Origin of the sequence: Pseudomonas sp. yb_9 (genome assembly GCF_043103635.1) — a bacterium.
GTDB lineage: Bacteria > Pseudomonadota > Gammaproteobacteria > Pseudomonadales > Pseudomonadaceae > Aquipseudomonas > Aquipseudomonas monteilii.
In genome coordinates this window covers 43822-66990 of record NZ_JBICKA010000058.1, presented here as the reverse complement: position 1 = coordinate 66990, position 23169 = coordinate 43822, and the positions used below count along the sequence as shown (strand labels likewise).

Genomic DNA, 23169 nt, shown 5'->3' with positions numbered 1-23169 from the left:
AGCCAAGGGAATTGTGCACCGAGGTCGTATGAAGGTAGCTTGCGCAAATATCCCTTTCAGGAGCGCGACCCTTGGACTCCATCACCCAAGCCTTACTCGGCGCGGCCCTGCAGGGTACCGTGCTTGGCCGCATCCAGGGGCGGCGCGCGTTGCTGTATGGCGCTGCGCTGGGCACGCTGCCCGACCTGGACGTGATCATCCGCTACGCCGACCCGGTGTCGCAGATGACCTACCACCGCGGGTTCTCCCACTCGCTGTTCGTGCTTACCGGGCTGGCCTTGCTACTGGCCTGGCTGGTCCACAAATGCTGGCCTGGCAAGGGTTACACCTTGTCCAGGTTGTTTGTGGCGTTCTGGCTGGTACTGGTTACTCATCCGTTGCTAGATGCCTTCACGGTCTACGGTACGCAGTTGTTCTGGCCTTTGCAGGCCACCCCGCAAAGCTGGGCGGCGGTGTTCATCATCGACCCGGTCTACACCTTGCCGCTGCTGGCGGCGGTTATCTACGCCATCTTCAAGGGAGTGACTGCAAAGGCGACACGTCTGCTGACCTTGGCGCTGGTGTTCAGTACCGCTTACCTGGGTTTCGGCCTTGCCGGGCGTATGGCGGCAGAGCAGCGCTTCCAGGCGGCACTGGATCAGCAAGGCATTGTCGCCAGTGAAGTGCGCGCCGTGCCGTTCGCTTTCAACAGTCTGGTCTGGCGCGTACTGGCCAAGACCCAGGAAGGTGATTACTACGAGGGCATCAGCAGCGGGTTTGACCGGCAAGCGCCTGAAATGCAGCGTTTGCCGCGTAATCTGCAGCTGGCGAAAGCACTGGCAGGAAGCCCTTTGCACCAGCGTTTGCGCTGGTTTACCGATGACTGGCTGCGCTACGACCAGGTGGGCGACGCGCTGGTGGTGACCGACTTGCGCATGGGCATCCCTGGCAACTACACCTTCCGTTTCAACATGGCCCACCGTGACCGCCAGGGGCACTGGGTTGCCGACGTACCTTCGCGGTGGCAAGGCAGTGGGCCTGGCTCGATGTTCAACGGTAATGACCTGCGTTTGATCTGGCGGCGTATTGTCGACCAGCAGCCACCACTGCCGTTGGCCGCCTGGACAGACGCGTACATGAGGCAAGCCCCGAACACGCCCTAGCCAGCCTGTGGCCTTGCATTAGCTGGCTTCGGCCCCATTTATGCCGGTTCGATGACTCATCGTTTCACCGACCGCTTCGTCGACCTGGTCGAGGAGGGCGTAGACGTTGCGGTGCCTATTGGCGCACCCAAGGAAGACTCACAGTTGTTGACCCGCACGGTGGCCTGGCAGCAGCGCGTGACCTCGCTGTGGCCGCCATCGCACAATACCGGGGTGATTGGGGAAAGGGAGGACCGGGAGCCCGGCGCAGGGCTCCCCAATGCGTCAGCTGCGCGCCAAGCGCCCGCTCACATAATGCGCCACATCATTGAACCCCGGCGTGGATGCATGCCCCGGCGTTACCAGCGAGTCGATGAACGCTTCATCCTCCGCCGTGATCTTCACCGCCAATGCACCGCCATAGGTGTCCCACTGCGCTTCGGTACGCGGCCCGACAATCGCCGAGCTCACCAGCTGGTTATTCAGCACCCAGGCAATGGCGAACTCAACCATTCCCACGCCCTTGGCCTCAACGTAAGCCTGGATCTGCCGGGCGATGGCCAGCGACTCCTGGCGCCACTCCACTTCCATGATGCGCTTGTCCTGGCGCCCTGCGCGGCTGCCGGCATCCGGCACCGCCCCCGGCGCGTACTTGCCACTGAGTACGCCACGCGCCAACGGGCTGAACGGCACGACGCCCAGGCCATGGGCGGCGGCGGCAGTGAGTTGCTCGGGCTCGGCCTGACGGTTGACGATGTTGTACAGCGGCTGGCTCACCACCGGCCTGGGCACCCCGAGGCGCTCGGCAATGTGGCAGACCTCGGCAATGCGCCAGCCACGGAAGTTGGACACGCCCCAGTAGCGGATCTTGCCCTGGCGCAGCAAGTCGCCGATGGCCAGCACGGTCTCTTCCAGCGGCACCTTGTGGTCTTCACGGTGCAGGTAGTAGATGTCCAGGTAGTCCATGCCCATGCGGGTGAGGGTGGCCTGCAGGGCATTGAAGATGTGTTTGCGCGACAGCCCGCTGCGGTTGGGCAGGCCATCGGCCGGGCCGAAGCCGACCTTGCTGGCGACGATCCAGTCCTGACGGTGGCGTGCCACCGCTTCACCGACGATTTCTTCCGAGCGCCCGGCGTTGTAAACGTCCGCAGTGTCGATGAAATTGATGCCCTGGTCCCAGGCCTTGTCGATGATGCGCAGGGCGTCTTCGGTACTGGTCTGCTCGCCGAACATCATGCTACCCAGGGTGAGGGCGGATACCTGCAGGCCACTGCGGCCGAGGGGGCGGTAGATCATGCGCTTGGGTCCTTTTCAGTCGGCTGATCCCGCTGTTTTACACACAACCGGGGCGCATTGAAAGGCGGACCTCAGCCAATTAGCGCCAAAGCCTCTTGTAGGCTTAACGGGCGTTTCATGCGTTGCGACAGCGTTGCCATGGCATCGGAATAACCCTTGGCGACCACGGCTTCAACCCGTTCATCCACACACTGCAGCGCAATGAAATCGCCTTTTTCCGGCTCACCGACGAACTCGATCCGGTTCCAGTCCCGGGGGTGGCCAAGCACTTCGTAAGTGCGGCCGTGCTGGAAAGTCCAGAAGAACGGCACATCGGCATAGCGGCGCTGCTCGCCAAGCATGTTGGCTGCAGCGATCACCCCGTGTTGCTGGGCCAGACGCCAGTGCTCGATGCGCACAGGTCGACCGGTGAGCGGGAAGGTGGCGATATCCCCCGCCGCCCACAGGCCATCGGCAGCGCGCAGTTCTGCGTCGACCCTCACGGACTTGTCCTCGGTCAGCGGCACGCCCTGGAGGAAGGCAGTGGCCGGTTTTACCCCCGTGCCGAGCAGCACCAAGGGTGTTTGAAGCCGTTCTCCGTTGGCCAGTTGCACGGCTTCGACGTTGTCCTGCCCCTCGATGCGCTGAACTTCAGTAGGGCCGTGGAAGGTAACACCCTTGCGCTCATGCAGCTCACGGATGCTGCGGCCGATGCGTTCACCCAGCTGCCGGGCCAGGGGGACTTCGTGGCGGGTGACCACGTGCACCTGTAGGCCGTACTTGCGCAATGCCGAGGCGGCTTCGAGGCCGATGAAACCGTCACCGATGATGACCACCGGTTGGCCGGGTTCGGCGGCATCGAGCAACTGGGCGGCATCCTCCCGTGAGCGCAGGGTGAACACCCCGGGCAGCTCGGCGCCGGGGATGTCCGGGCGCAGTGCTTTCCCGCCGGTGGCCAGCAGGCAGGCGTCGTAATCGATCTGTTGGCCGTCGGCGAGCGTCAGCTGGCGTTTCTGGCTGTTGAGTGTGCGCACCTTGCCGTGCTTGCGCTCCAACTGGCCCTTGCGCAAGGCGTCGGCATCAAGCAGGGCGGGGACTTCATCGGGCGGCATCTGCCCGGCAATCACGAATTTGCTCAGGGCCGTGCGGTCGTAGGCGGGCTGGCGTTCCTGATCGACCCACACCAGCCGGCCGGCGAAGCCGTGGGCCAGCAACGTAGCGACTGCAGCGCTGCCAGCGGCGCCAGCACCCACCACGACGAAGCAGCGGGCATCGCTGTGGCGTGGCGGCTCGATGGCTGGCAGGGGCTGGTCATCGACCCAGACTTCATCGCCCTTGACCCAGGCTTTGTAGCGACGCAGGTCGGCCAGCGCCGGGGGCTCGCAGACCACGCCATCGTCAACCGCGAAGGCCGCTTTATGCCAAGGGCACACCAACAGGCCACCGCAAACCACACCTTCGTCGAGCGGGGCGCCTGCGTGGGGGCAATGGCCTTGGTAGGCCCGAACCTGGTCGCCCTGGCGGATGAGGACAAGTTCTTCGCTACCGGCCTGAACACGCAGAGGACGGTGTTCGTCGAGCTCGCTCAGGAGGGCGACGGCGTGCTGGGTCATGAGGTTCTCCAAAGGGGTCTTTGGAACCATTTGACGCCTGGGTCGGGCAGGGGATGCGTTGAGCTGACGATCGGTGGAGGGTGTGGATTGTGCGTGGCCTGGGCTGGCCTTTTCGCGGGCTTGCCCGCTTCCACAGGATCACCACGAGCTCGAACACTGTGGCGGTCCTGTGGGAGCGGGCGAGCCCGCGAATGGGCTCAACTGGCCTTTGCAGTACTCAGCGCACCTGCCCGCGTTACCCGCAAGGCTACCAGGCTACCCAGCACGATCAGCGCCGCCAGCGAATACAGTGCGGCATCGGTGGAACCGGTCTGGTCCTTAATGAACCCCACCAAGTACGGGCTGAGGAACCCCGCCATCTGGCCCACCGAGTTGATGATGGCCAAACCGGCCACAGCGGCACCGGCACTGAGCAGCGCGGTGGGCATTGGCCAGAACATCGGCAGGCCGGTGAGCGCGCCCATGGTGGCAATCGACAGGCCAAGAATGGCAATGGTCGGGTTACCCGCGAAGTTCACCGCAATCAGCAGGCCGATCGCACCCATCAGCATCGGCACCACAAGGTGCCAGCGCCGTTCGTTGCGCAGGTCGGCCGAGCGCCCGCACAGGATCATGAACACACCCGCCAGCAGGTACGGAACGGCGCTGAGCCAGCCGATCAGCAGCGGGTTGTCGAAGCCCATGTTCTTGATGATCGATGGCAGCCAGAAGTTGATCGCGTACACACCGCTCTGGATGCAGAAGTAGACGAAACCGAAGGTCCAGATCAGCGGGTTGGTCAAAACGGCCAGTACGCTGTCGCCGGCAGTGCTTGGTTTGCTGGCAGCATCGGCTTCCAGGTCGGTTGCGATCAGCTGGCGTTCCGCCGTACTCAGCCAAGGCGCTTTCTGGTAGCCGTCACTGAGCAAAAACACCGCCAGTATGCCCAGGGCAACGGTCGGCAGGCCCTGGATCAGGAACATCCACTGCCAGCCGGCCAGGCCGTGTTGGCCAGCGGCGAAGTGCTGCAGGATCCAGCCGGAGAACGGCCCACCGAGCAAGCCCGACACCGGGATCGCCGACATGAACAGGGCCATGATGCGCCCGCGACGGGCCGCCGGGAACCAGCGCGAGAGGTACAGCACCACACCTGGGAAGAAGCCGGCTTCGGCGGCGCCGGTGAACAGGCGCAAGGTGTAGAACTCGGTGGGGGTGGTGACGAACAGCAGGCAGGTGGAGAGGCTGCCCCAGGCGATCATCATCAGTGCAATCCAGCGCCGAGGGCCAAACCGGTTGAGCGCCAGGTTGCTTGGCAAACCGCACAGTACGTAACCGATGAAGAAGATGCCGGCGCCTAGGCCGTACACCGTTTCGCTGAACTTCAGGGCGTCGAGCATCTGCAACTTGGCAAAGCCGACGTTGACGCGGTCCAGGTAGTTGAACAGGTAGCAGATGAAAATGAACGGAATCAGCCGCAGGGTGATGCGCCGATACAGCGCGTTGCGGGTGGTGTCCGTGCCTTGGTCAGGGGCGAGGCTGTGTGCCATGATCGGGTTCTCTGTTGTTATGGTTGTCGCCGCGTCGCCTGTGCCGGCGCTCGCCCTGACGAGTCTCGGGGACTGCAGTCGGCCTGTCTTTGTGCTTTTGCACAGTGCCTGGCCCAGGCTGCTGTGCCCGAGCCCAAAAGCCTGACACCTAAAGGACCCCGCAATGTTCGAACTCGACCATGACCTGGCGCAGGATATCGTTGACCGGGCGATGGCCATTCTGCCGTGCAACGTCAATGTCATGGACAGCCAGGGGTTGATCCTGGGCAGCGGTGAACCGGAGCGTATCAACACCCGCCATGAAGGCGCGCAACTGGTCCTGGCCAATGGCCGTATCGTCGAGCTGGATACTGATGCGGCCAAATGCCTGAAGGGCGTGCAGCCCGGGGTGAACCTGCCGCTGATGCTCGATGGCCGGCTGATGGGCGTACTGGGCCTGACGGGTGACCCGCAACAGGTGCGCACCTATGGTGAACTGGTACGGATGACCGCCGAGATGCTGCTGGCCCAGCGCCATTTGCAAGCCGACCAGCAATGGCGACGCCAGCGTTGTGATGACCTGCTGGCGCTGTTGCTAGGCGGCAGCGGCGACTCGCCACGCTTGCTCGACGAAGCCCGGCAACTGGGCCTGAAGCCGCAGTTGCCACGGGTGCCTTGCCTGTTCGAGCTGGCCTCGGGGCCGCCCGCCGAGGCGCTTGCCGCGTGGTTGCTGAGCCGCTACCCGGACAGCTGGTGTGTCAGCCCGGCGCGGCGGTCGTTGCTGTGGTGTCGGCCCGCAGGTGTGAAGCTGGATGAGCCACGCCTGCTCGAGCGGCTGCAACGCCATGGCTGGGGCGTGGAGCGCCTGGCTTTGGGCAGTACCGCGCAGAGCTTGGAACAACTGCGCCGAGGTTATCGCCGAGTGCGAGACTTGCTGGCCTACGGGCGCGAGGTACTCCCCGCCGAGCGCTTGCTGAGCCTGCATCGCTACCGGCTACCGGCACTGCTGTGGCGGCATCGCAACGACGATGCGCTGGATGAACTGCTGGAACCGTTGCAGCGCATTCGCGCCAAGGACAACAGTGGGCAGTTGCTCACCACCCTGCGCGCGTGGTGTGCCCATGACGGCCAGAGCCAGGCCTGTGCCGATGCCTTGGGCATCCACCGCAACAGCCTGCGCTATCGGCTGGAACGGATTGCCGAACTGGGTGAGGTCGACCCGCTGCGCATGGAGGGGATGCTGAGCTTGTACCTGGGGTTGCAGCTGTTGCCTGCTGACTGACGCGGCGCCTGCAGGCGCCGCCACGAAGGCATCTGCCCAAACAACCCGCCCGGCGGTTTGTGCATTTGACCGAGGCCAGCCTGGCGGGCACCTGTCAGCATGCCGCTCATCAGGACAGGAGAATCCCCATGAAGATCGTCATTGCCCCCGACTCGTTCAAGGACAGCCTCGATGCTGCCGGTGTCGCCCGTGCCATCGCTGCTGGCCTGAGCCGGGCGTGGCCGGACGCAGCCTTGGTCGAGTGCCCAATGGCCGACGGCGGCGAAGGCACCATGGAGGCGATCCTGGCGGCCAGCCACGGCGAACTGCGCCTCCAAGCGGTACGTGGGCCACTGGGGCACAGCGTCGAAGCCGGTTGGGGGTGGCTGCCACAAAGCCGCACGGCCATCATCGAAATGGCCCAGGCCAGTGGCTTGCAGCTGGTGCCAACCGACCAGCGTGATGCGTGCCGCAGCAGCACCTGGGGCACCGGCGAGCTGATTGCCGCCGCCTTGGCCGCCGGCGCACAGCGGGTGGTACTGGCCATCGGTGGTAGCGCCACCAACGATGCAGGCAGCGGCATGCTGCGCGCGCTGGGCCTGCGCCTGCTGGATGCCGAGGGGCAAGCGCTGGAGGAAGGTGGCCTGGCACTGGCGAAGCTGGCGCGGATCGACGCCAGTCACCTCGACCCGCGCCTGGCCGAGGTGCAATTCGAAGTCGCGGCGGACGTCGACAACCCGCTGTGCGGCGCCAACGGCGCATCGGCGATTTTCGGCCCGCAGAAGGGCGCTAACCCGCAGCAGGTGCAGGCGTTGGACCAGGCGCTGGGGCATTTTGCCGACCATTGTGCACAGCTGCTGGGCGACGATGTGCGCGACTACCCTGGGTGCGGCGCTGCCGGTGGTATGGGCTTCGCCGCCCGTGCGTTCATGGGGGCACAGTTCCGCCCGGGGGTAGATGTGGTGGCCGAACTGGCCGGCCTTGACGCCTTGGTGCAGGGCGCGGACCTGGTGGTGACGGGTGAGGGGCGTTTCGATGCCCAGACACTGCGCGGCAAGACGCCGATGGGGGTTGCCCGGGTCGCCAAGCGCCACGGTGTGCCGGTGGTGGTGCTGGCCGGGACACTGGGTGAGGGCTACCAGCAGTTGTATGCCCATGGGGTCGATGCTGCATTTGCGTTGGCCAGCGGGCCGATGAGCCTGGAGCAAGCGTGTGCCAACGCGGCAGAACTGCTGCAGGCTCGGGCTTGTGACGTGGGCCGGTTATGGCGCTGCGCCGCGCGCGCCTGATCAACGCGTTTTTGCGTCTTCGAACAGGGCGATGAAATTGGCCAGCGCAGGCGAGGCATTCTGGGCGTTCCATTTCATGTACAGGCCGATGCCTGGGGTGGATTGCTCGTCTATCGGGCGGATCGCACAGAACTGTACGCGCTCGCGCGGAGTCGATCGGGCGAATGAAGCCGGCACCAGGGCCACACCGAAACCACAGGCGACCAGTCCCAGCAGGGTATGAATCTGTGCGGCTTCCTGCACCACCCGAGGGTAGAAGCCGGCCGACTCGCACAGGGCAACCAGCTGGGCATGGTAGCCGCCGCCCAACGCTTGCGGGGTAAACACAAAGTCCTCATTGGCAAACTCGCGCAGGTCGACATCGCCTTGCTGCGCTTTCACATGGCTGGCGGGCAGCGCCATGACTATCTGCTCGTCAAGCAGCAGCCGTGACTCCAGCGTACCCACCGGCAGCGGTAGCCTGCGCATGAAGCCGATATCCGCCTCGCCGGCCAGCAGCGCCTTGGCCTGCGTCGCCGATGGCATCTCGCGCAGGGTCAGCTGCACGTTCGGGTAAGTCTCACGATAGCGCCGCAAGCGGTTGAGCAGCGAGTCGTAATAGGCGATGGAAATGGCCGTGATGGTCAGTTTCCCGCTGACACCCGCAGAGACATTACGGGCGTACTCGATGCCCTGTTCCAGCTCGGCAAGCACGCGGTAAGCCGTATCGCGAAAGGCTGTGCCAGCCGGGGTCAGACGCACCCCGCGCGTATTGCGCAAGAACAAGCTGAAACCGAGTTTTTCTTCCAGGCGGCTGATCGCCTGGCTCAGCGGCGGCTGTGCCATGTGCAGGCGCTCGGCAGCCTTGTGAAAATGAAGCTCTTCGGCCACGGCGATGAACTGCCTGAGCAAGCGTGTTTCGATCAATCAAGCATTCCTTCAGCGTGGCGACTCGGTGGTGATATCCCTGAGATATCAAAGTTGCATGCTTTTAATATTAAGTCATTGAATTTTTTGTTGTTATCGTAAAAAGGAGAATCGAAGGTAGCCAGAAATGCCCGTTACAGAGCCTTTCCACAACGAAGGTGCGGCCGTCACCGATGCCGCACAGGGCCTGGGCTTGGTCTATGGCATGGGGCAGGCCGGACGATCGCCCCGCATCAAGGAATGCAGCGGCGTGCCAGTCAAGGTCGCCAATACCCGCGCCGACCTGGGCGAAAGCCTGGTCTGGGATGAGCGTAACGGCGCGTTGTACTTCATCGATATTTCTGGCGGGCGCATCAACTGCCTGACGCCAAACGGCGAAGTCGAGAACCTTTACGCGTCAGCCGCGCGCATTGGCGCCCTTGCGCTGACCGACCGGGGCAACCTGATTTTCACCGAAGATGCCAGCGTGGCCATCTTCGATGTGGCGGCGCGCAAGGTATGCCAGCATTCGGCATCGGTCCATCCACGCTCCACCTTCCGCTTCAACGACGGCGCCTGTGACCCGCAAGGGCGCTTCGTTACCGGCTTGATGGACGATGCCCTTAGCGGCAATACCGGGGCGCTGTTCCGTTTTGACGGGCAGTTGAGCGACGAGGTCATCCACGATGACATGGCCTTGCCCACTGGGGTTGCCTGGTCGCAAGACGGCCAGACGGTATACTTCGTCGATTCGGCGGCGCGCGCCATCTACCGTGCCGAGTACCTCATGGAGGGCCGGCTGGGCGCTGTTACGCTGTTTGCCGAAACCCCTGCCGAACTGGGGCGGCCAGATGGCCTGGCGCTGGACCGCGAAGGCGGGCTGTGGGTGTGCCAGTACCATGGCAGCTGCCTGCTGCGCTACGACCGCCACGGCCACCTGACCGATCAGGTACTGATGCCGGTACCGTGCCCCACCAGTTGCTGCTTTGGCGGGCCCGGCATGAATACCTTGTTCATCAGCACCGCGCGTTTCGACATGAGCCCTGAAGACCTGCTCCATTATCCGGATGCTGGCGACCTGTATGCCGTCCACCCGACAATTGGCGGTGTCGCCCGGCACAGCTTCAAGGAATAAGCGCTTGGGCCTGGCTGGCCGGCAACACGGCCAGCTCGCCAAAACGCTGCGCCGAGTCGATGTAGCGCAGCGCCGACTTGGCGTCTTTCCAGCCCACGTAGCTCATCAGTGATTTTAGTTCCCAGCCATTGGCTGTGGCCCAGGTGGCAAAGCCACGCCGTAGCGAGTGGCCGGTATACAGCGCCGCCGGTACCCCGGCACGTTCCAGCATGCGCCGCAACAGGCCGACCAGGCTGTTGCTGTTGAGCGCGCTTTCACCGAGGTTGCCCCAGCGGTCAAGCTTGCGAAACACCGGCCCATGGGCAATGCCGGCAACTTCCAGCCATTGCAGGTAGGCCGTTACCGGGCACAGGGCCTTGAGGGCAGGGGTGCGGTGCTGCACGCCCAAGGCTTCGCGGTCACCTTTGCTGCGCGGCAGGAACAGCGTGATGCCGACACCGGCTTCGGCCTGGATATGTTCGATGCGCAAGCGTGCCAGTTCATCACCGCGAAAACCTCGCCAGAAGCCCAGCAACAGCAACGCAGTGTCGCGGCGTGCCCGGCGCAGGGCGGCCAGGTCGTGGTGTTCGCGGGCCTGGCGAGCCTCCTCTTCAAAACATGCCACGGCGGTTTGCAGGTGTTGCAGCAACAGCGGGGCGGCCTGCCTGGGCGGCGTCGGGTGCAGGGTGCGGATGCCGCGTAGAACCTGACGTACCAGCGGTGCCTTGGTCGGGTCGGGGAAACCTTGGGCGACGTGCCATTGACTGAGCGCGGCCAGGCGCTGACGCAGGGTACTGACGGCGTGGTGTTCGGCATGTTCGACCAGGTAGCGGGCGATGCTCTCGGCGGTGGCCGGGAGAAAGCCGCCCCAGTGGCTTTCGAAGTGCTCGATGGCGGCCTGGTAGCTGCGCCGGGTGTTGTCACGGGTGGCGGCGCGAAGGTAGCGCTCGATATCGGTCATGGTGCGGCTGTCGGTGGGTGATGGGCACACGATAAACCGAAATCCCAGGACAAGCACCTAATGCGGCGTCGGGGCAACACCATCCTGCCGGGCCGGCACCAGCCCCATGGTATCGTGCGAGGCCTCGATGCCGTTGAAGTGCGGGTAGTCGCGCAACTGTGCCGGCGACAGCGGTCGGCTGAAGTGATAGCCCTGGGCAATATCGCAACCCGCCAGTTTCAGGCACACCACCTGCTCACGGGTTTCCACACCTTCGGCCACCACTTCAAGGCCCAGCCGTTTGGCCAGGATGATGGTGGAGGTCACGATCGGGCTGTCGTCATGGCTGTTGGACAAGGGGGCGATCAGCGAGCGGTCGATTTTCAGCTTGCTTAGCGGCAGCGAATGCAGGTGGGCGAAGCCGGCGTAACCGCGGCCGAAATCGTCCAGGCTGATGCCCAGGCCCGCGCTGCGCAGGGTGTGCAAGTGCGCCACGGCGGTACTTTCCGGGTCGAGGATGGTGGTTTCAGTGATTTCCAGCTCAAGCCGCTGCGGCGCAATTGCATACTGTTGCAGTTCGTTCAGCAACCGCGTAGCGAAGTCGTCCTGGCGCAGTTGCAGGGCGGAGACATTGACCGCCAGCCGCGTCTCTCGGCCCAGGGCATCCCACCCCGATAATGCCTCGCACGCCAGGCGCAACACCTCCCAACCCAGCTCGACAATGAAGCCACTGCGTTCGGCCAGGTCGATGAAGCGGTCCGGGTACAGCAGGCCGAATTCGGGGTGATCCCAGCGCACCAGCGCTTCGTAGCCCATCACTTGCTGGGTGTCGAGGCGAATCTGTGGCTGGTAGTGCAGCACGAACTGGCGCTCGGCCAAGGCACTGCCGAACGCCTGTTCGAGGGTGAAGGCCTGAATGTCGGCCAGGTTCAGTGAGGGGTCGAAGAAGCGATATTGCGCGCGCCCGGCCTGTTTGGCCGAATACATCGCCGCGTCGGCACTGCGGATCAGGCTGTCGATGTCCTGGCCGTCGCGAGGGCAGATGCTTACGCCCACGCTGGGGCTGGTATTGACCTCCTGGCCATCCAGGGCATAGGTGGCCGACAACCGCTGGACCAGTTCGCGAACCCAGGTATTGATCTGTTCCTCGCTGCGTTCGCCTGCCAGCAGCACCACGAATTCGTCGCCGCCAAAGCGCGAAGCCTCGTCGCCGGGGTCCAGAAGGCGCTGGATGCGCCCGGCCACAGCCTGCAGCAGCAGGTCGCCGATCTTGTGCCCGAGCGAGTCGTTGATCGACTTGAAGCGGTCCATGTCGATGAACAGTATCGCCATCAGCCGGCGCTTGCCCCGTTGCCGGGTAAGCGCGTGGCCCGCCACCTCGACAAACTGGCGACGGTTGTGCAACCCGCTGAGGTGGTCGGTGGCGGCGGCGTGGCTGCTGCGCCGGTGTTCGTCCTCAAGGCGCCCGATCAGTTGCTGGTTGACCTGTTGGGCCTGCTCCAGTGCGTTGAAAGCCTCCTGGTGCTTGCGCAGCAGGCGCAAGGTGCACAACAAACTGCCGAGGATCAGCAGGGTCATGCCCAGGTTCAGCCAGAACTGCCGCGAATAGGGCAATGCCGAGGGTGTATACAGGCCAAGGCCGCACGCCGGGTGGGCGGCGGTTACGGAGAGGATGTGCAGCCCCCAAAGAAAGGCCAAAGTGGCTGCACACAGCATCAGGATCAGCAGCCGCAGAAGGCGGGTGGATGAAAGCGAACGGCGAATCACTGCTGATAGTTCCCGACCCTGGGTGATGCTCGAAAAATACGACAATAAGGTGACAGGCTGATGACTGATAGCTAATCGCCGTTAAGGGTTTCCCGTATCCGCCAAGGGCGCCTGAAGGCGTGCGGTTTCCTCTTCCATGTAGGTCATCAAGGCGCTGACTTCGGCATCACCCAGGCGCATGTTGGGCATCGCCAGGCGGTTGTACTGCTCGTACAGCAGCATGGCCAGGGGGTCTTTTTCTGCCAGCATGCGGTCGGGTTCTTTCAACCAGCGGGTCAGCCAGTTGGCATCACGCTGGCGGGTCACGCCCAGCAGGTCGGGACCTATACCGGGTTGCCCCAACTCGGTATTGCCCAGCGTGTGGCAGGATGAGCAACGGGTGCGGAAGATCTGCTCGCCACTGCTTGGCGGGCGTACTTCCGGGGCTTGGGCGTAGTCATTGTTCAGGGCACTGGCCTGCTTCCAGTTGTGCAGGCTGTTGCCCAGGCGATCGGCGAGGATGTACGGGCTTTCGAAGGGTGAAGCCTTCATCCAGCGGCCGGTGGCTTGGTTACCGATGATCAGGCTCAGGTTGTGGTCCTTGGAACGGCCGTTTTCCAGGCCGTCAATCCACAGCCCCAGGCTGCGGCGCAACCGTTCGATGTCGTCAGGTTCACCGGTGAGCAGTGTCCAGCCGGGGCCGATACCGAACTTTTCAGCGTAACGTTCGAGGGTGGCGGGCGTGTCGTTGTAAGGGTCGATGCTGATGGAGTACAGGAAAATGTCCTTGCCGACCCGGTCACCAAGAATCTTCTGCACCTGGCGCAGGCGTGCGGTCTCTACCGGACAGGAATCGGAACAGCCGGTGAAGATGAAGTTGATGGCGACAACCTTGTCTTTGATCAGGTCATCGAAGAAATGCACTTGCTCACCGTCCTGGGTGAGCAGGGGGATGTTGGGAAAGTAGTCGGCACCCCAAGGGCTTTCAGCTTCTTTGGCCACCGGTTGTTGCGGCTGCAACGGCCACAACGGGATGCTGGCGGCGAACAGCGCGAGCACCAGCAGGAAACGCCATGAGCCGGGCATGATGCAGTCCTCGTCGGTTGGCTGGCTGGGGCCGCGAGGCGGCCCCGCTTTGCAGTCACTTGATACTGATGGGCACGGTCACACTCTGCCCCAACGCCGATTTCACGGTTACTGTGGCCGGTGTTGCCGGGCCAGTACCGGTAGTGGTCACCGACAGCTTCCAGCGAGCGCCGGTGGTGGCCGCAGTCAGGGTGGCATTGCCCAGGCTCAGCGGGCCGCTGGTAGAGGCAGCGGTCACGGTAATGCTGTTGCCGGTCGCCACCGTGGTGGCGCCCGCCACTTCCCAGGTGTAGCGGTTGCCACTGCGTACCTGGACCGAAGCACTGGCGACCTGGACCTGATCGACCGCTGCCGCCTGGCTCACCGCGATGTTGACCGTGGCCGGGTTCACCGACTCGGCCCCTTTGGAATCCCGCGCCGTGTAGTTGAAGCTGGCGGTGAACGGTGTGGCGACCGTGGCCGGCGGGGTGTAGGTCACCGTGGTGCCATTGGTGCTGACGCTACCCTGACCGGAGTCTGGCTGGCTGAGGCCAACGACAGTCAATGGCAGGTTACCTTCCGGGTCGGTGTCGTTGGCCAGCACGTTCAGGGTGATCGGCTTGCCCGCTGTGGTTGCCGCACTGTCGTTGGCCGCGACCGGTGGCTTGTTGGCAGCATCATCGTTGTCGTCCTTGCCTTTGGTGCGGAAGGTCGGCAGGCCCACCGACGCCATGTATTGCACGCCATCCCAACCTGGCAGCGGGGTCGGCATCACCTGGAACTGCCCTGGGTGTTCAATGTCCCAGCGCAGCAGCATCGAGGAGTCTTCGTGCTGGGTGTTGTGGCAGTGCTCCATGTAGGTACCGGCGAACTCGCGCAAGCGAATAGCCATTTCCACTTCTTCCGACGAATCGGCATCTGGCCCGATGCGGTAGACGTCCTTGCGTGCCCATTTCTCCCATTCTGGCGGCGCCTTGCCGTCGCGGCTAAGAATCACACCTTCCTCGAAGTGCACATGCACCGGATGGCTCCAGCCATTGCCGCCGTTGACGATCTTCCACACTTCCAGCGTGCCGTCGCCGCTGAAGCCGCCATCGGTGGACTGCTGGGCCAGTTGTGGCGCAGCACTGATGCGCCGTGGGTCCATGCTGTAGCCGAAGCCACCATCGGTCTTGATGGTCCAGGGGGTGGTGTCGGTGCCGTCGGAGCGACCAAAGATGAACTCGCGGTGGCGGGCATCCTTGATCTTGGCCTGGTCGGCGGTCGAGTTGCGGTCAATGGGCAGCGGCAGCATCTTCAGGCCTTCGGCTTTGCCCGGTTTTGCCGGCTCATAAACCACCGGGTCCATGCTCACGTCCTGGCCGCTATAGGGCTGCACGATCAACTGCAGGAACTTGCCGACCAGCGGGTCGCCGTTATCCCACTGTGGGCCTTTGCTGGTCTGCTTGATGACGGCCTTGTATTTCTCCGACAGCACGTCGGCCAGCGAAATGGCACCTTCCGGGCCCTTGCCGGTGCGGTGTTCCTCCAGGTTGACGAAGTACAGCTTGTCGCCCACCTTGATGCCGTTCTTGGCGAAGTTGATGATGATGTCGTAGCGCTCGGCGATACCTTGCAGCGGCAGGATACCGTTGTTGTCCTGCAGGTTGCCGTCACCGTTGAGGTCCATGGTGCCGTCGAATGGCACGGCGTGCTCCATGATGTTGCCGTCGTTGGCGATCATGTGGAACGGCACCCGCGCATAGGAGACGTTGGAGCCGGATGGCCCCTTGAATTCGCCGCTGGTCCCGGCGATTTCACGCACGACGGCGAACTTGAAGTAGCGGGATACCGAGCCATTGAGCAGACGGAAGCGGTAACTGCGCGCGCGCACCTTGAGCTTGGGCTGGTACTGCCAGTTGACCAGCATCTGGTCGCCAAGGAAGCCATCGGTGTTGAACGGGTTGAACCACAGCTGGCCGTTGGCATCCCAGGCCTTGTCGGCCATCACCAGGTTGACGTCGTAGTCGCGGTTGCCCCAAGGCATGCCCGAACCGCTGGGGAAGCGCAGGTTCACGCCATCCTGCAGGGCCTCGTTGCCGCGGTCCAGGGCGCTGTAGTAGTTCATCATCACGGCGTTGCCCTTGTAGACGTTCTGCGCCGTGAAATCCATCATGTGGTCGTGGAACCAGTGGGTACTCATGGTTTCGCGCCAGTCGCCACGGATCTTTATGCTGCCGTTCTGACAGGTTTTCAGCCCTGGCGAGCCGTCATTGACGAACAGGGTTTCACCCGGTGAGCAAGGGAACGCGGCACGCGGGTCTTGTGCGCGGGTGTTGATGGTGTCGTAGCCGGCCAGCTGCACCGGCCAACGGTAGTCATAGTACTGGCCGGGGAAGAAGTAAGCGTTGGCAAAGCCGTCGCTTTCGGCCGGGGAGTGGCCGTTGTGCTCGTGGGTCGAGATGGTGTGCAAGCCAAAACCGCCGTTGGCCGAAGGGTCGATCGGCAGGGCGTTGTAATGACGCATCAGCACCGGCTGGCCATAGCGCACCATCAGCAATTTGACCGGGAAGGTGCCATCGAACGTCCACAGCGACTTGTGGTTCTGCAGCGGCATATTCGGGTGGAAGCGGGTGTCGATACCCTTGGTGGTGCCCAGCGTGGTCGGGATGTCGGAGGTCTGGTAGTACAGCCCGCCCGGGGCAAATTCACCGACCGCATAGTTGTGCAGTTGATTGCGGTCGCGCAGGCCCTGGTTGATGCGCGCACCGGCTTGCGCGGTCTTGAACGCAGCTTGCGGGTAAAACTCGTTCCAGCGCTGGTGTGACCAGCTTTTTCCTGGTGGACGGCCTTCAGCCGGGGAGCCGACCGGCTGGCGGTTCAGGAACATCTCGATCTGCGCCTTCCACGGGTTGCGGTCGAGCACGTTGGCGTACTGGGTCGGGAACGGGTAAAGCCCGGGTTGCTTGAGGAAAGCCTCCAGCGCAGTGCCACTGGGGCTGCTGCGGGCTACGACATTGGGGTCCTGCGCCGGGGCGGCCCCCAGGGTGGGAACCGGGAAGGTCAGGCTGGGCGGTGGCAGGGTGGGGTCGAGCTTTTCTGTGCCGAATTCTTCAAACAGCAACAGCTGCTGGGTGAACGGCTGCGCACCAAACAGCGGGCTGGGCTTGCCGTTGGTAGGGTACCTGTCCGACGTTTGCAGGGCAGGCGGTAGTACGTTGTCGGTGCGCACCGTATCGCGGTCGCCATACACACCATTGGTCAGCTCCAGCGAACCTTGGTTGGCTTCAGGCAATGTATTGAGGTTCAACAAGGCCGGGGTCGGATCAGCCGGTTGGTCGGTGTAGGCGGAGGGATCGGTTGGCGGCGGCGGGCTGTTATCGTCGAGGGGGGCCGCTGTAGCCGTGATCAGCCCGAGGCTGAGCATCAGCGCGGTGACGGTGGACAGCTGGAATGCATGCCTGGCTGGGTGGATCACGACAGGTGTTTTCATTGCCTTATGCCTCGCTCGCGGCTGTATGGCTTAGAGCCATCAAAGGCGTTTTGCCCGGTAAAATGCCCTGAGCAACGGCTGTGCCAACATCTATTTCAGTAATGCTTTGTTAAACAAATCCTTGTGGCGTCTGATGTGCGCTAAATAACAGGGCGTCAAAGATGGGGATATGTCCCCACTAGCGGGTCACCCGGTGCCCAGGCTTTGGGGGTTGGGTAGTGACAGCACCGACTCACTGGGGTATACCTGAACGCCACCAAGGGGAGCCCGGCAACGGGCTGAGAAACCGCTGAACGTTGCAGCGCGGTGACCCTTCGAACCTGATCCGGATCATGCCGGCGAAGGGATGGGATTCGTAACCTGCCTTTTTGCCGGCCTCACTGCGAGGCCCGTCCATGCTCACCACCAAGGTCTCGCTGTCACCCCCGTCAAGGACAGCAACATGACCGAACGTTTCAGCCAGTACCTGCGCCGCCAAAGCGAGCCGACTTGGTCGGCGGCCGTTGGCCACCGTTTCGTGACCCAATTGTGCGACGGCAGCCTGCCGGCCCCGATCATGGTCGACTACCTGGTGCAGGACCACCGTTTCCTCGACAGCTTCCTGACCTTGCTGGGCGCGGCCATCGCCACCGCCGACACGTTCGAGGCCCGCCTGCGCTTCGGCCGTTTCGCCGGGATGATCTCCAGTGATGAGAATACCTACTTCCTGCGCGCCTTCGAGGCCCTGGAGGTAAGCCCGGCGCAGCGCACTGAACCTGCCGACACTGCGCCAACCGCAGGTTTCAAGGCGATCATGCGCGAAGCGGCAGCTACCCGCTCCTATGCGGCGGCGCTGGCGGTGCTCAATGTTGCCGAAGGCCTGTACCTGGACTGGGCACTGAAGGCGCCGAAACCGATGCCGGACAACTTCGTTCATGCCGAGTGGATCACCCTTCACGACAACCCGGACTTCCAGGCCTTCGTTGCCTTCCTGCAAGCCGAGCTGGACCGCGTTGGCCCGCAGGAAGCCGCACTGGCCAGTGATTTCTACCAACGCACCGTCGAGCTGGAGCTGGCATTCTTCGATGCCGTCTACCCGGAGGGCAAGTGAGCATGGATATCTTCGAGCGCCTCAAGGCTGTCGCGACCCAACAGTGGAACAGCTACGTCGACCATGACTTTGTGCGGCAGATGGGCGAGGGCACGTTGAGTGAGGACGCGTTCCGGACTTACCTGGTGCAGGATTACCTGTTCCTTATCCAGTTCGCCCGTGCCTGGGCGTTGGCCGCCTATAAAAGCCGCCGCCCGGCGGACATACGCGCCGCGCAGGCCGGGCTGGCAGCGATCCTGGATGAAACCGAACTGCACCTGCGCCTGTGCGCGCGCTGGGGGTTGACCCAGGCCGATATCGAAGCTGCGCCCGAGCACCAGGCCACGGTGGCCTATACCCGCTATGTACTGGACTGCGGTGCCGCCGGCGACCTGCTGGAACTGCATGTGGCGCTGGCGCCTTGCGTGATCGGCTATGCCGAAATCGGCCGGACCCTGGCGGAACGGATCGGCGATTTGAGCAACCACCCGTACCGCGAGTGGATTGGTGAATATGCCGGGGAAGGCTATCAAGGCGTGGCGGCGGCAGCGCGTAAGCACCTGGATGAACTGGCAGCGCGGAGCATGACCGAACAGCGCTTCGCAGACCTGGCGGGGATTTTTGGGCAAGCTTCCAGCCTGGAGGCTGATTTCTGGCAGATGGGGCTGGACAGCCAGTAAATCGATACCTGCGCCAGGCACTGGCGGATCCCCTTGGGCTCGACCACTATGCAGGTAGCGGCGATAAGCGAGCCCAAGGAGTAACAGCATGAACATTATCAATGCACGCTTGCGCGGCAAGCCCGGTTTGTACCGCATCGAACTGAGCGGCGAGCGCATTGCCACCATCGTGCCCCAGGCCGAGGTGGTGGCACCCGTTTCTATCGATGACCTTGATGCCGGTCAAAACCTGGTGGTGGCACCCTTTGTGGAACCGCACATTCATCTGGATGCCACCCTGACCGCCGGCGAGCCGAAGTGGAATATGAGCGGCACGTTGTTCGAAGGCATCGAGCGTTGGGCCGAGCGTAAGGAAATCACCACCCACGACGACATCAAGGTCCGCGCGAGAAAAACCATCGGCATGCTGGTGGACCACGGAATCCAGCATGTACGGACCCATGTCGATGTCACCGACCCGAGCCTTACCGCACTTAAGGCCATGGTCGAGGTGCGTGACGACGTGCGCGAGTTGATCGACTTGCAGATCGTCGCCTTCCCTCAGGAGGGTATCGAGTCGTATGCCAATGGGCGGGCGCTGATGACAGAAGCCGTGGCCATCGGTGCCGATGTGGTGGGCGGCATTCCGCATTTCGAGAACACCCGCGACCAGGGCGTGTCGTCGGTGAAGTTCCTGATGGACCTGGCCGAACGTACCGGCTGCCTGGTGGACGTGCACTGCGACGAGACCGACGACCCGCAGTCGCGCTTCCTTGAAGTGCTGGCCGAAGAAGCCAGGGTGCGCGGTATGGGCGCCCGGGTAACCGCCAGCCATACCGTGGCCATGGGTTCGTATGACAATGCCTACTGCTACAAGCTGTTCCGCCTGCTGAAACTGTCGGGCATCAACTTCGTGTCTTGCCCGACCGAGAGCATTCACCTGCAAGGGCGCTTCGACAACTACCCGAAACGCCGCGGCGTCACTCGCGTGGCCGAGATCGACCGCGCCGGCATGAACGTGTGCTTTGGCCAGGACTCCATCGTCGACCCTTGGTACCCGCTCGGTAATGGCAACATCCTGCGCATTCTCGAAGCCGGGCTGCACATCTGCCACATGCTCGGTTACGAAGACCTGCAGCGCTGCCTGGACCTGATCACTGACAACAGCGCCCGCACGCTGAACCTGGGCGAACGCTACGGAATTGAGGTGGGGCGGCCGGCCAACCTGTTACTGCTGTCGGCGCCTGACGACTACGAAATGGTGCGTAGCCAGGGGCATGCGCTGGTGTCTGTGCGCAATGGCAAGGTACTGATGCGGCGCACGCCGGCGCAAGTGCAACGTTTTCTCTGACGTTGCTTCAGCCTCGGCCCAGGGTGCTGGGCCGAGCAATCCGCTCGAGGGTTTGAGTCAGCCGTTGATCAACTCCAGCACCTTTTCGGGCTCCAGTGTCGGCAGCGGTAATACGATGTAGGCCCAATAGTAGTACCCGTCGTCTTCCGTCACATCTTTAGCCAGCAGGACAGTGAACGGAGTTGGCTGGCTTGAGGCCGGAGAGAACACACCGTTGCTATCAATATTGCCATTGCCCGCAATGCGAACCCACTGGGTTTTCGCGGCACTCACCTCGACGGGCGTGGTAGCGCCCCATTTGGTATACCACATTGCCAGGCGCACTTTGCCTGAAGCCAGGTGCGCCTTGAAAAAGTGCGTTTCAGGAGCGTACTGGGTCAGGAATGTCGACGTTGCCGTTTGACCGGCTGCAGTAGCATTGATCACGTCGGCATAAAGAGGGTGCTCCAGATCTGCCTTCAATGCCGCAGGTACATTGGTTTTGTTGTTTTCGTTAAGCGTGACAGCTGGCGTTAACCGGGGCGGCGGGTAATAGAACCGGTTGCCGCTCTCGTTCTCAAGCTTACCTACGGGTGAGCCCTCGAATGCCCATTGTGCGTTGGCGCTCGAGGGTTCAAGGGTGAGTGCCTGCTTCTCGTCGCCTGGATTTACCTGCCGCAGCAAGGGTGTAATCGATGGTTTTTGTGCCGCCAGAGAGACAGAAACTGGGGCGCTGAATACGCTGGCCATGCCGAACTGAGCGCCATAGTAACCGCTTTGCGAGTCGTAAACCCCGTACCGGAATGTAACGGTTTCATTTGGCGCAAATAGGGACACCACGCAGTTCATGTCCTGGGGAGGCTTGCTTTGAGCGACCTCAGGGAACGCCGTGTCGTGAAAATAGATGGCGAAAGGCACTGGCTCGCTGGCAATGGGGTGTGCTTTGGCACCGTCGGCCATCGACGATTCGGCTGCGGTGTACATCACGGCGCTACCTGCGTCTGAGAACTGACCGGTCAGCTCGCCGCGCAGCGTTCCTCTTGGGGGGGAAGTATCAGGCAGGCGAACCCCATTTCGCTTTGTCAGCTCTTCTAGAAGCAGCGCGCTGTCGTAGCCACTGCCCACGGTTTCAATACAGGTGCCCTTGGACAGCCGCAGCATGAGTTTGCCGTCATCGGCAATATGGAATTGAGCAGGATTATCAAAAAACGGCAGTTTGACGGTCAGTTGCGCATCCGTCGAAGGGTAACGTTGGTGAGCGTCCCACACGCGCTGACTGGAAGAACCAGGCTGCCTGCGGGTTTTAAAACCTAAATCATAGAGCACAGGCACGTTGACGAGCAGATCACGCTCCTGAAAACGCATCGAGGCACTGCCGAGGTCGATGGCCCCAAATTTCCAGTAGCCGTTTTCGGTGGCTTCCTCATAACTGACCTTGTCACTGACCTTGCCGGTGTGACTGCTGTGATAGCGGTCCCAGTGAAGGTTGAGCGTTTCCTTGCTGAACAAACCAAAAAACGGCGGATTGCTGAGCGATTGGTGATCCGCCGCCCCATCAGGGTCTTGCTCGTTTTCAATGGTGTGCTTCATTTACTACCTCCTGCCCAGTTGACTTGCACGAAACTGGATTTGAGCAAGTGGTATGGGTTCGCACAACTGGCAGAAATGACAGGTGCCTGCGTACAGCTGATTGGCGGCTGTTTCATCTATCACATTCGATAAGCCGTGATTATTCTTCCTTAGGAAACGTTTGCAGGTGAGCGTTGTTATGGACATAATCAGTACGTAATTACATGCTACATAACACAGTACAAAATCGTAGGAGCACGCATGGCCCGGGGCGGTATCAACAAGGTGGTGGTTCAGCAGGCACGTCAGGCGTTGATTGCCCGCGGCGAGAACCCCAGCATCGATGCCATACGTATCGAGCTGGGCAATACCGGCTCGAAAACCACGATTCACCGCTACCTGAAGGAATTGAACGGCCAGCAACCCGTGGCATCCGAAGGCGGCGCGGCGCTAAGCGATGTGCTAAGCCGCCTGGTCGGGCAATTGGCCACGCAGCTACAAGATGAGGCCGACCTGAAGATCGAACAGGCCGAAAGCACCTTCACCCAACAGCGAGAGCAGCTTGAGGCCCAGCTGGAAATCGTCCGTCAGGCCCTGGCGGCAGCGCAGCAGCAGCATCAGATCGATGCAGCGGCCTTGGCCGACGAGACGGAAAAGCGGTTGACCACGCAAAGCACGCTGCAAGCCGAACAGCTGCGCAGCGCCAGCCTCAACCAGTCACTGGGTGAGTTGCAGGTGCGCCTTGCCGACAAGGACGAACAGGTGAAGTCACTGGAGGACAAACACTGCCATGCCCGCGATGCTCTGGAGCATTACCGCAATGCCAGCCGTGAACAGCGCGAGCAGGAACAGCGCCGTCATGAAGCACAACTGCAGCAGATGCAGGTGGAAGTGCGCCAACTGCAGCAGGGCATGATCGTCAAGCAGGACGAGCTGACCCGCTTGCACCGCGATAATGAGCGTTTGCTGGGTGAGCACCGCCAGGCCGCCAGCGAGTGCCGGGCGCAGGACGAGTTGCTGGAGCAACGCGATGCGCAGATCCAGGGCTTGCGGACGATCCTGGCCCAGGCACAAGGTGCCAGCGAAGAAATGCGCCGGCAGCTGGATATGCAAGCGCAGCACCTGGAAACCAGGCGCGACGTGTGCGCGGAACAGGCGCGGCAGTTGCTGCGGTATGAAGAGCAGTTAAAAGAACGCGATGCGGCGTTGGCGCAATGCAGGGCACAGCTGCCGGCACATGCAGAGTGACGGGCCGT

At 62.7% G+C, this 23169-nt stretch carries 16 protein-coding genes, 2 pseudogenes and 1 riboswitch; of the genes and pseudogenes, 9 read left to right on the top strand and 9 right to left on the bottom strand.

Translation table 11 applies throughout. The annotated features are described in order from the left end of the window. The first annotated feature begins 71 nt into the window (after positions 1-71). On the top strand, positions 72-1142 hold the full coding sequence (locus ACF8MI_RS16580; RefSeq protein WP_060499377.1) for a metal-dependent hydrolase: 1071 nt from the start codon (positions 72-74) through the stop codon (positions 1140-1142). 60 nt (positions 1143-1202) lie between these two features. Beyond that, positions 1203-1337: pseudogene (locus tag ACF8MI_RS16575) on the top strand (LysR family transcriptional regulator); the annotation flags it as partial. Positions 1338-1406: 69 nt separating this feature from the next. Here the strand turns inward: ACF8MI_RS16575 and ACF8MI_RS16570 are convergent. The 3 genes from ACF8MI_RS16570 to ACF8MI_RS16560 all read right to left on the bottom strand — a co-directional run bounded on the left by ACF8MI_RS16570 (position 1407) and on the right by ACF8MI_RS16560 (position 5535). Continuing rightward, positions 1407-2417, bottom strand: coding sequence for an aldo/keto reductase (locus ACF8MI_RS16570; RefSeq protein WP_060499378.1), 1011 nt, complete (start codon positions 2415-2417; stop codon positions 1407-1409). Positions 2418-2488: 71 nt separating this feature from the next. Further along, entirely contained in the window at positions 2489-4009 is a 1521-nt protein-coding gene (locus ACF8MI_RS16565) for an apoptosis inducing factor family protein (RefSeq protein WP_156866948.1), read from the bottom strand. Positions 4010-4206: 197 nt separating this feature from the next. Continuing rightward, positions 4207-5535 carry an MFS transporter gene (locus tag ACF8MI_RS16560; protein ID WP_104834727.1) on the bottom strand — a complete coding sequence of 443 codons (1329 nt, stop codon included), beginning with the start codon at positions 5533-5535 and terminating at the stop codon, positions 4207-4209. 163 nt (positions 5536-5698) lie between these two features. On the opposite strand from ACF8MI_RS16560, the gene ACF8MI_RS16555 reads away from it, so the two are divergent. Together ACF8MI_RS16555 and ACF8MI_RS16550 are read left to right on the top strand one after the other, a co-directional pair. Further along, positions 5699-6796: a sugar diacid recognition domain-containing protein gene (locus ACF8MI_RS16555; protein WP_104834725.1), complete on the top strand. Its 1098-nt coding sequence runs from the start codon at positions 5699-5701 to the stop codon at positions 6794-6796. A gap of 128 nt (positions 6797-6924) precedes the next feature. After that, positions 6925-8064 (top strand): glycerate kinase, encoded by a 1140-nt coding sequence (locus tag ACF8MI_RS16550; RefSeq protein ID WP_200929354.1) that lies wholly within the window; start codon positions 6925-6927, stop codon positions 8062-8064. Here ACF8MI_RS16550 and ACF8MI_RS16545 read toward each other — a convergent pair whose 3' ends face one another. After that, positions 8065-8970, bottom strand: a complete 906-nt coding sequence (locus tag ACF8MI_RS16545; RefSeq protein ID WP_060499383.1) for a LysR substrate-binding domain-containing protein — start codon at positions 8968-8970, stop codon at positions 8065-8067. 205 nt (positions 8971-9175) lie between these two features. On the opposite strand from ACF8MI_RS16545, the gene ACF8MI_RS16540 reads away from it, so the two are divergent. Continuing rightward, positions 9176-10084, top strand: coding sequence for an SMP-30/gluconolactonase/LRE family protein (locus ACF8MI_RS16540; protein ID WP_233458228.1), 909 nt, complete (start codon positions 9176-9178; stop codon positions 10082-10084). Here the strand turns inward: ACF8MI_RS16540 and ACF8MI_RS16535 are convergent. The 4 genes and pseudogenes from ACF8MI_RS16535 to ACF8MI_RS16520 form a co-directional block, all read right to left on the bottom strand. Then, on the bottom strand, positions 10074-11024 hold the full coding sequence (locus ACF8MI_RS16535) for a site-specific integrase (protein WP_016715244.1): 951 nt from the start codon (positions 11022-11024) through the stop codon (positions 10074-10076). The genes ACF8MI_RS16540 and ACF8MI_RS16535 overlap by 11 nt on opposite strands. Positions 11025-11081: 57 nt before the next feature. Then, a pseudogene (locus tag ACF8MI_RS16530) lies at positions 11082-12635 on the bottom strand (putative bifunctional diguanylate cyclase/phosphodiesterase); the annotation flags it as partial. 216 nt (positions 12636-12851) lie between these two features. Next, positions 12852-13835 (bottom strand): SCO family protein, encoded by a 984-nt coding sequence (locus ACF8MI_RS16525; RefSeq protein ID WP_156866945.1) that lies wholly within the window; start codon positions 13833-13835, stop codon positions 12852-12854. 55 nt (positions 13836-13890) lie between these two features. Next, complete coding sequence (locus ACF8MI_RS16520) at positions 13891-17286, bottom strand: Ig-like domain-containing protein (RefSeq protein WP_200929355.1); 3396 nt, start codon at positions 17284-17286, stop codon at positions 13891-13893. Between the two features lie 249 nt (positions 17287-17535). Next, a riboswitch (TPP riboswitch) is annotated at positions 17536-17650 on the top strand. A 78-nt stretch (positions 17651-17728) separates the two neighbouring features. Between ACF8MI_RS16520 and ACF8MI_RS16515 the strand changes: the two genes are divergently transcribed. The 3 genes from ACF8MI_RS16515 (at position 17729) to codA (ending at position 20365) form a co-directional block, all read left to right on the top strand. Then, positions 17729-18376, top strand: a complete 648-nt coding sequence (locus tag ACF8MI_RS16515) for a TenA family protein (RefSeq protein WP_060499389.1) — start codon at positions 17729-17731, stop codon at positions 18374-18376. Beyond that, positions 18373-19035 (top strand): thiaminase II, encoded by a 663-nt coding sequence (gene tenA / locus ACF8MI_RS16510; protein WP_186723301.1) that lies wholly within the window; start codon positions 18373-18375, stop codon positions 19033-19035. Before ACF8MI_RS16515 ends, tenA begins: the two co-directional genes overlap by 4 nt. Positions 19036-19123: 88 nt before the next feature. Further along, the gene (gene codA, locus ACF8MI_RS16505; RefSeq protein ID WP_060499391.1) at positions 19124-20365 is read left to right on the top strand and encodes a cytosine deaminase; all 1242 of its coding nucleotides are present in this window, start codon (positions 19124-19126) and stop codon (positions 20363-20365) included. Positions 20366-20422: 57 nt separating this feature from the next. Here codA and ACF8MI_RS16500 read toward each other — a convergent pair whose 3' ends face one another. Continuing rightward, the gene (locus ACF8MI_RS16500; protein ID WP_104834717.1) at positions 20423-21934 is read right to left on the bottom strand and encodes a hypothetical protein; all 1512 of its coding nucleotides are present in this window, start codon (positions 21932-21934) and stop codon (positions 20423-20425) included. A 240-nt stretch (positions 21935-22174) separates the two neighbouring features. Here ACF8MI_RS16500 and ACF8MI_RS16495 point away from each other — a divergent pair, with 240 nt between their 5' ends. Beyond that, on the top strand, positions 22175-23161 hold the full coding sequence (locus ACF8MI_RS16495; RefSeq protein WP_060499393.1) for a DNA-binding protein: 987 nt from the start codon (positions 22175-22177) through the stop codon (positions 23159-23161). Positions 23162-23169 lie beyond the last annotated feature (8 nt).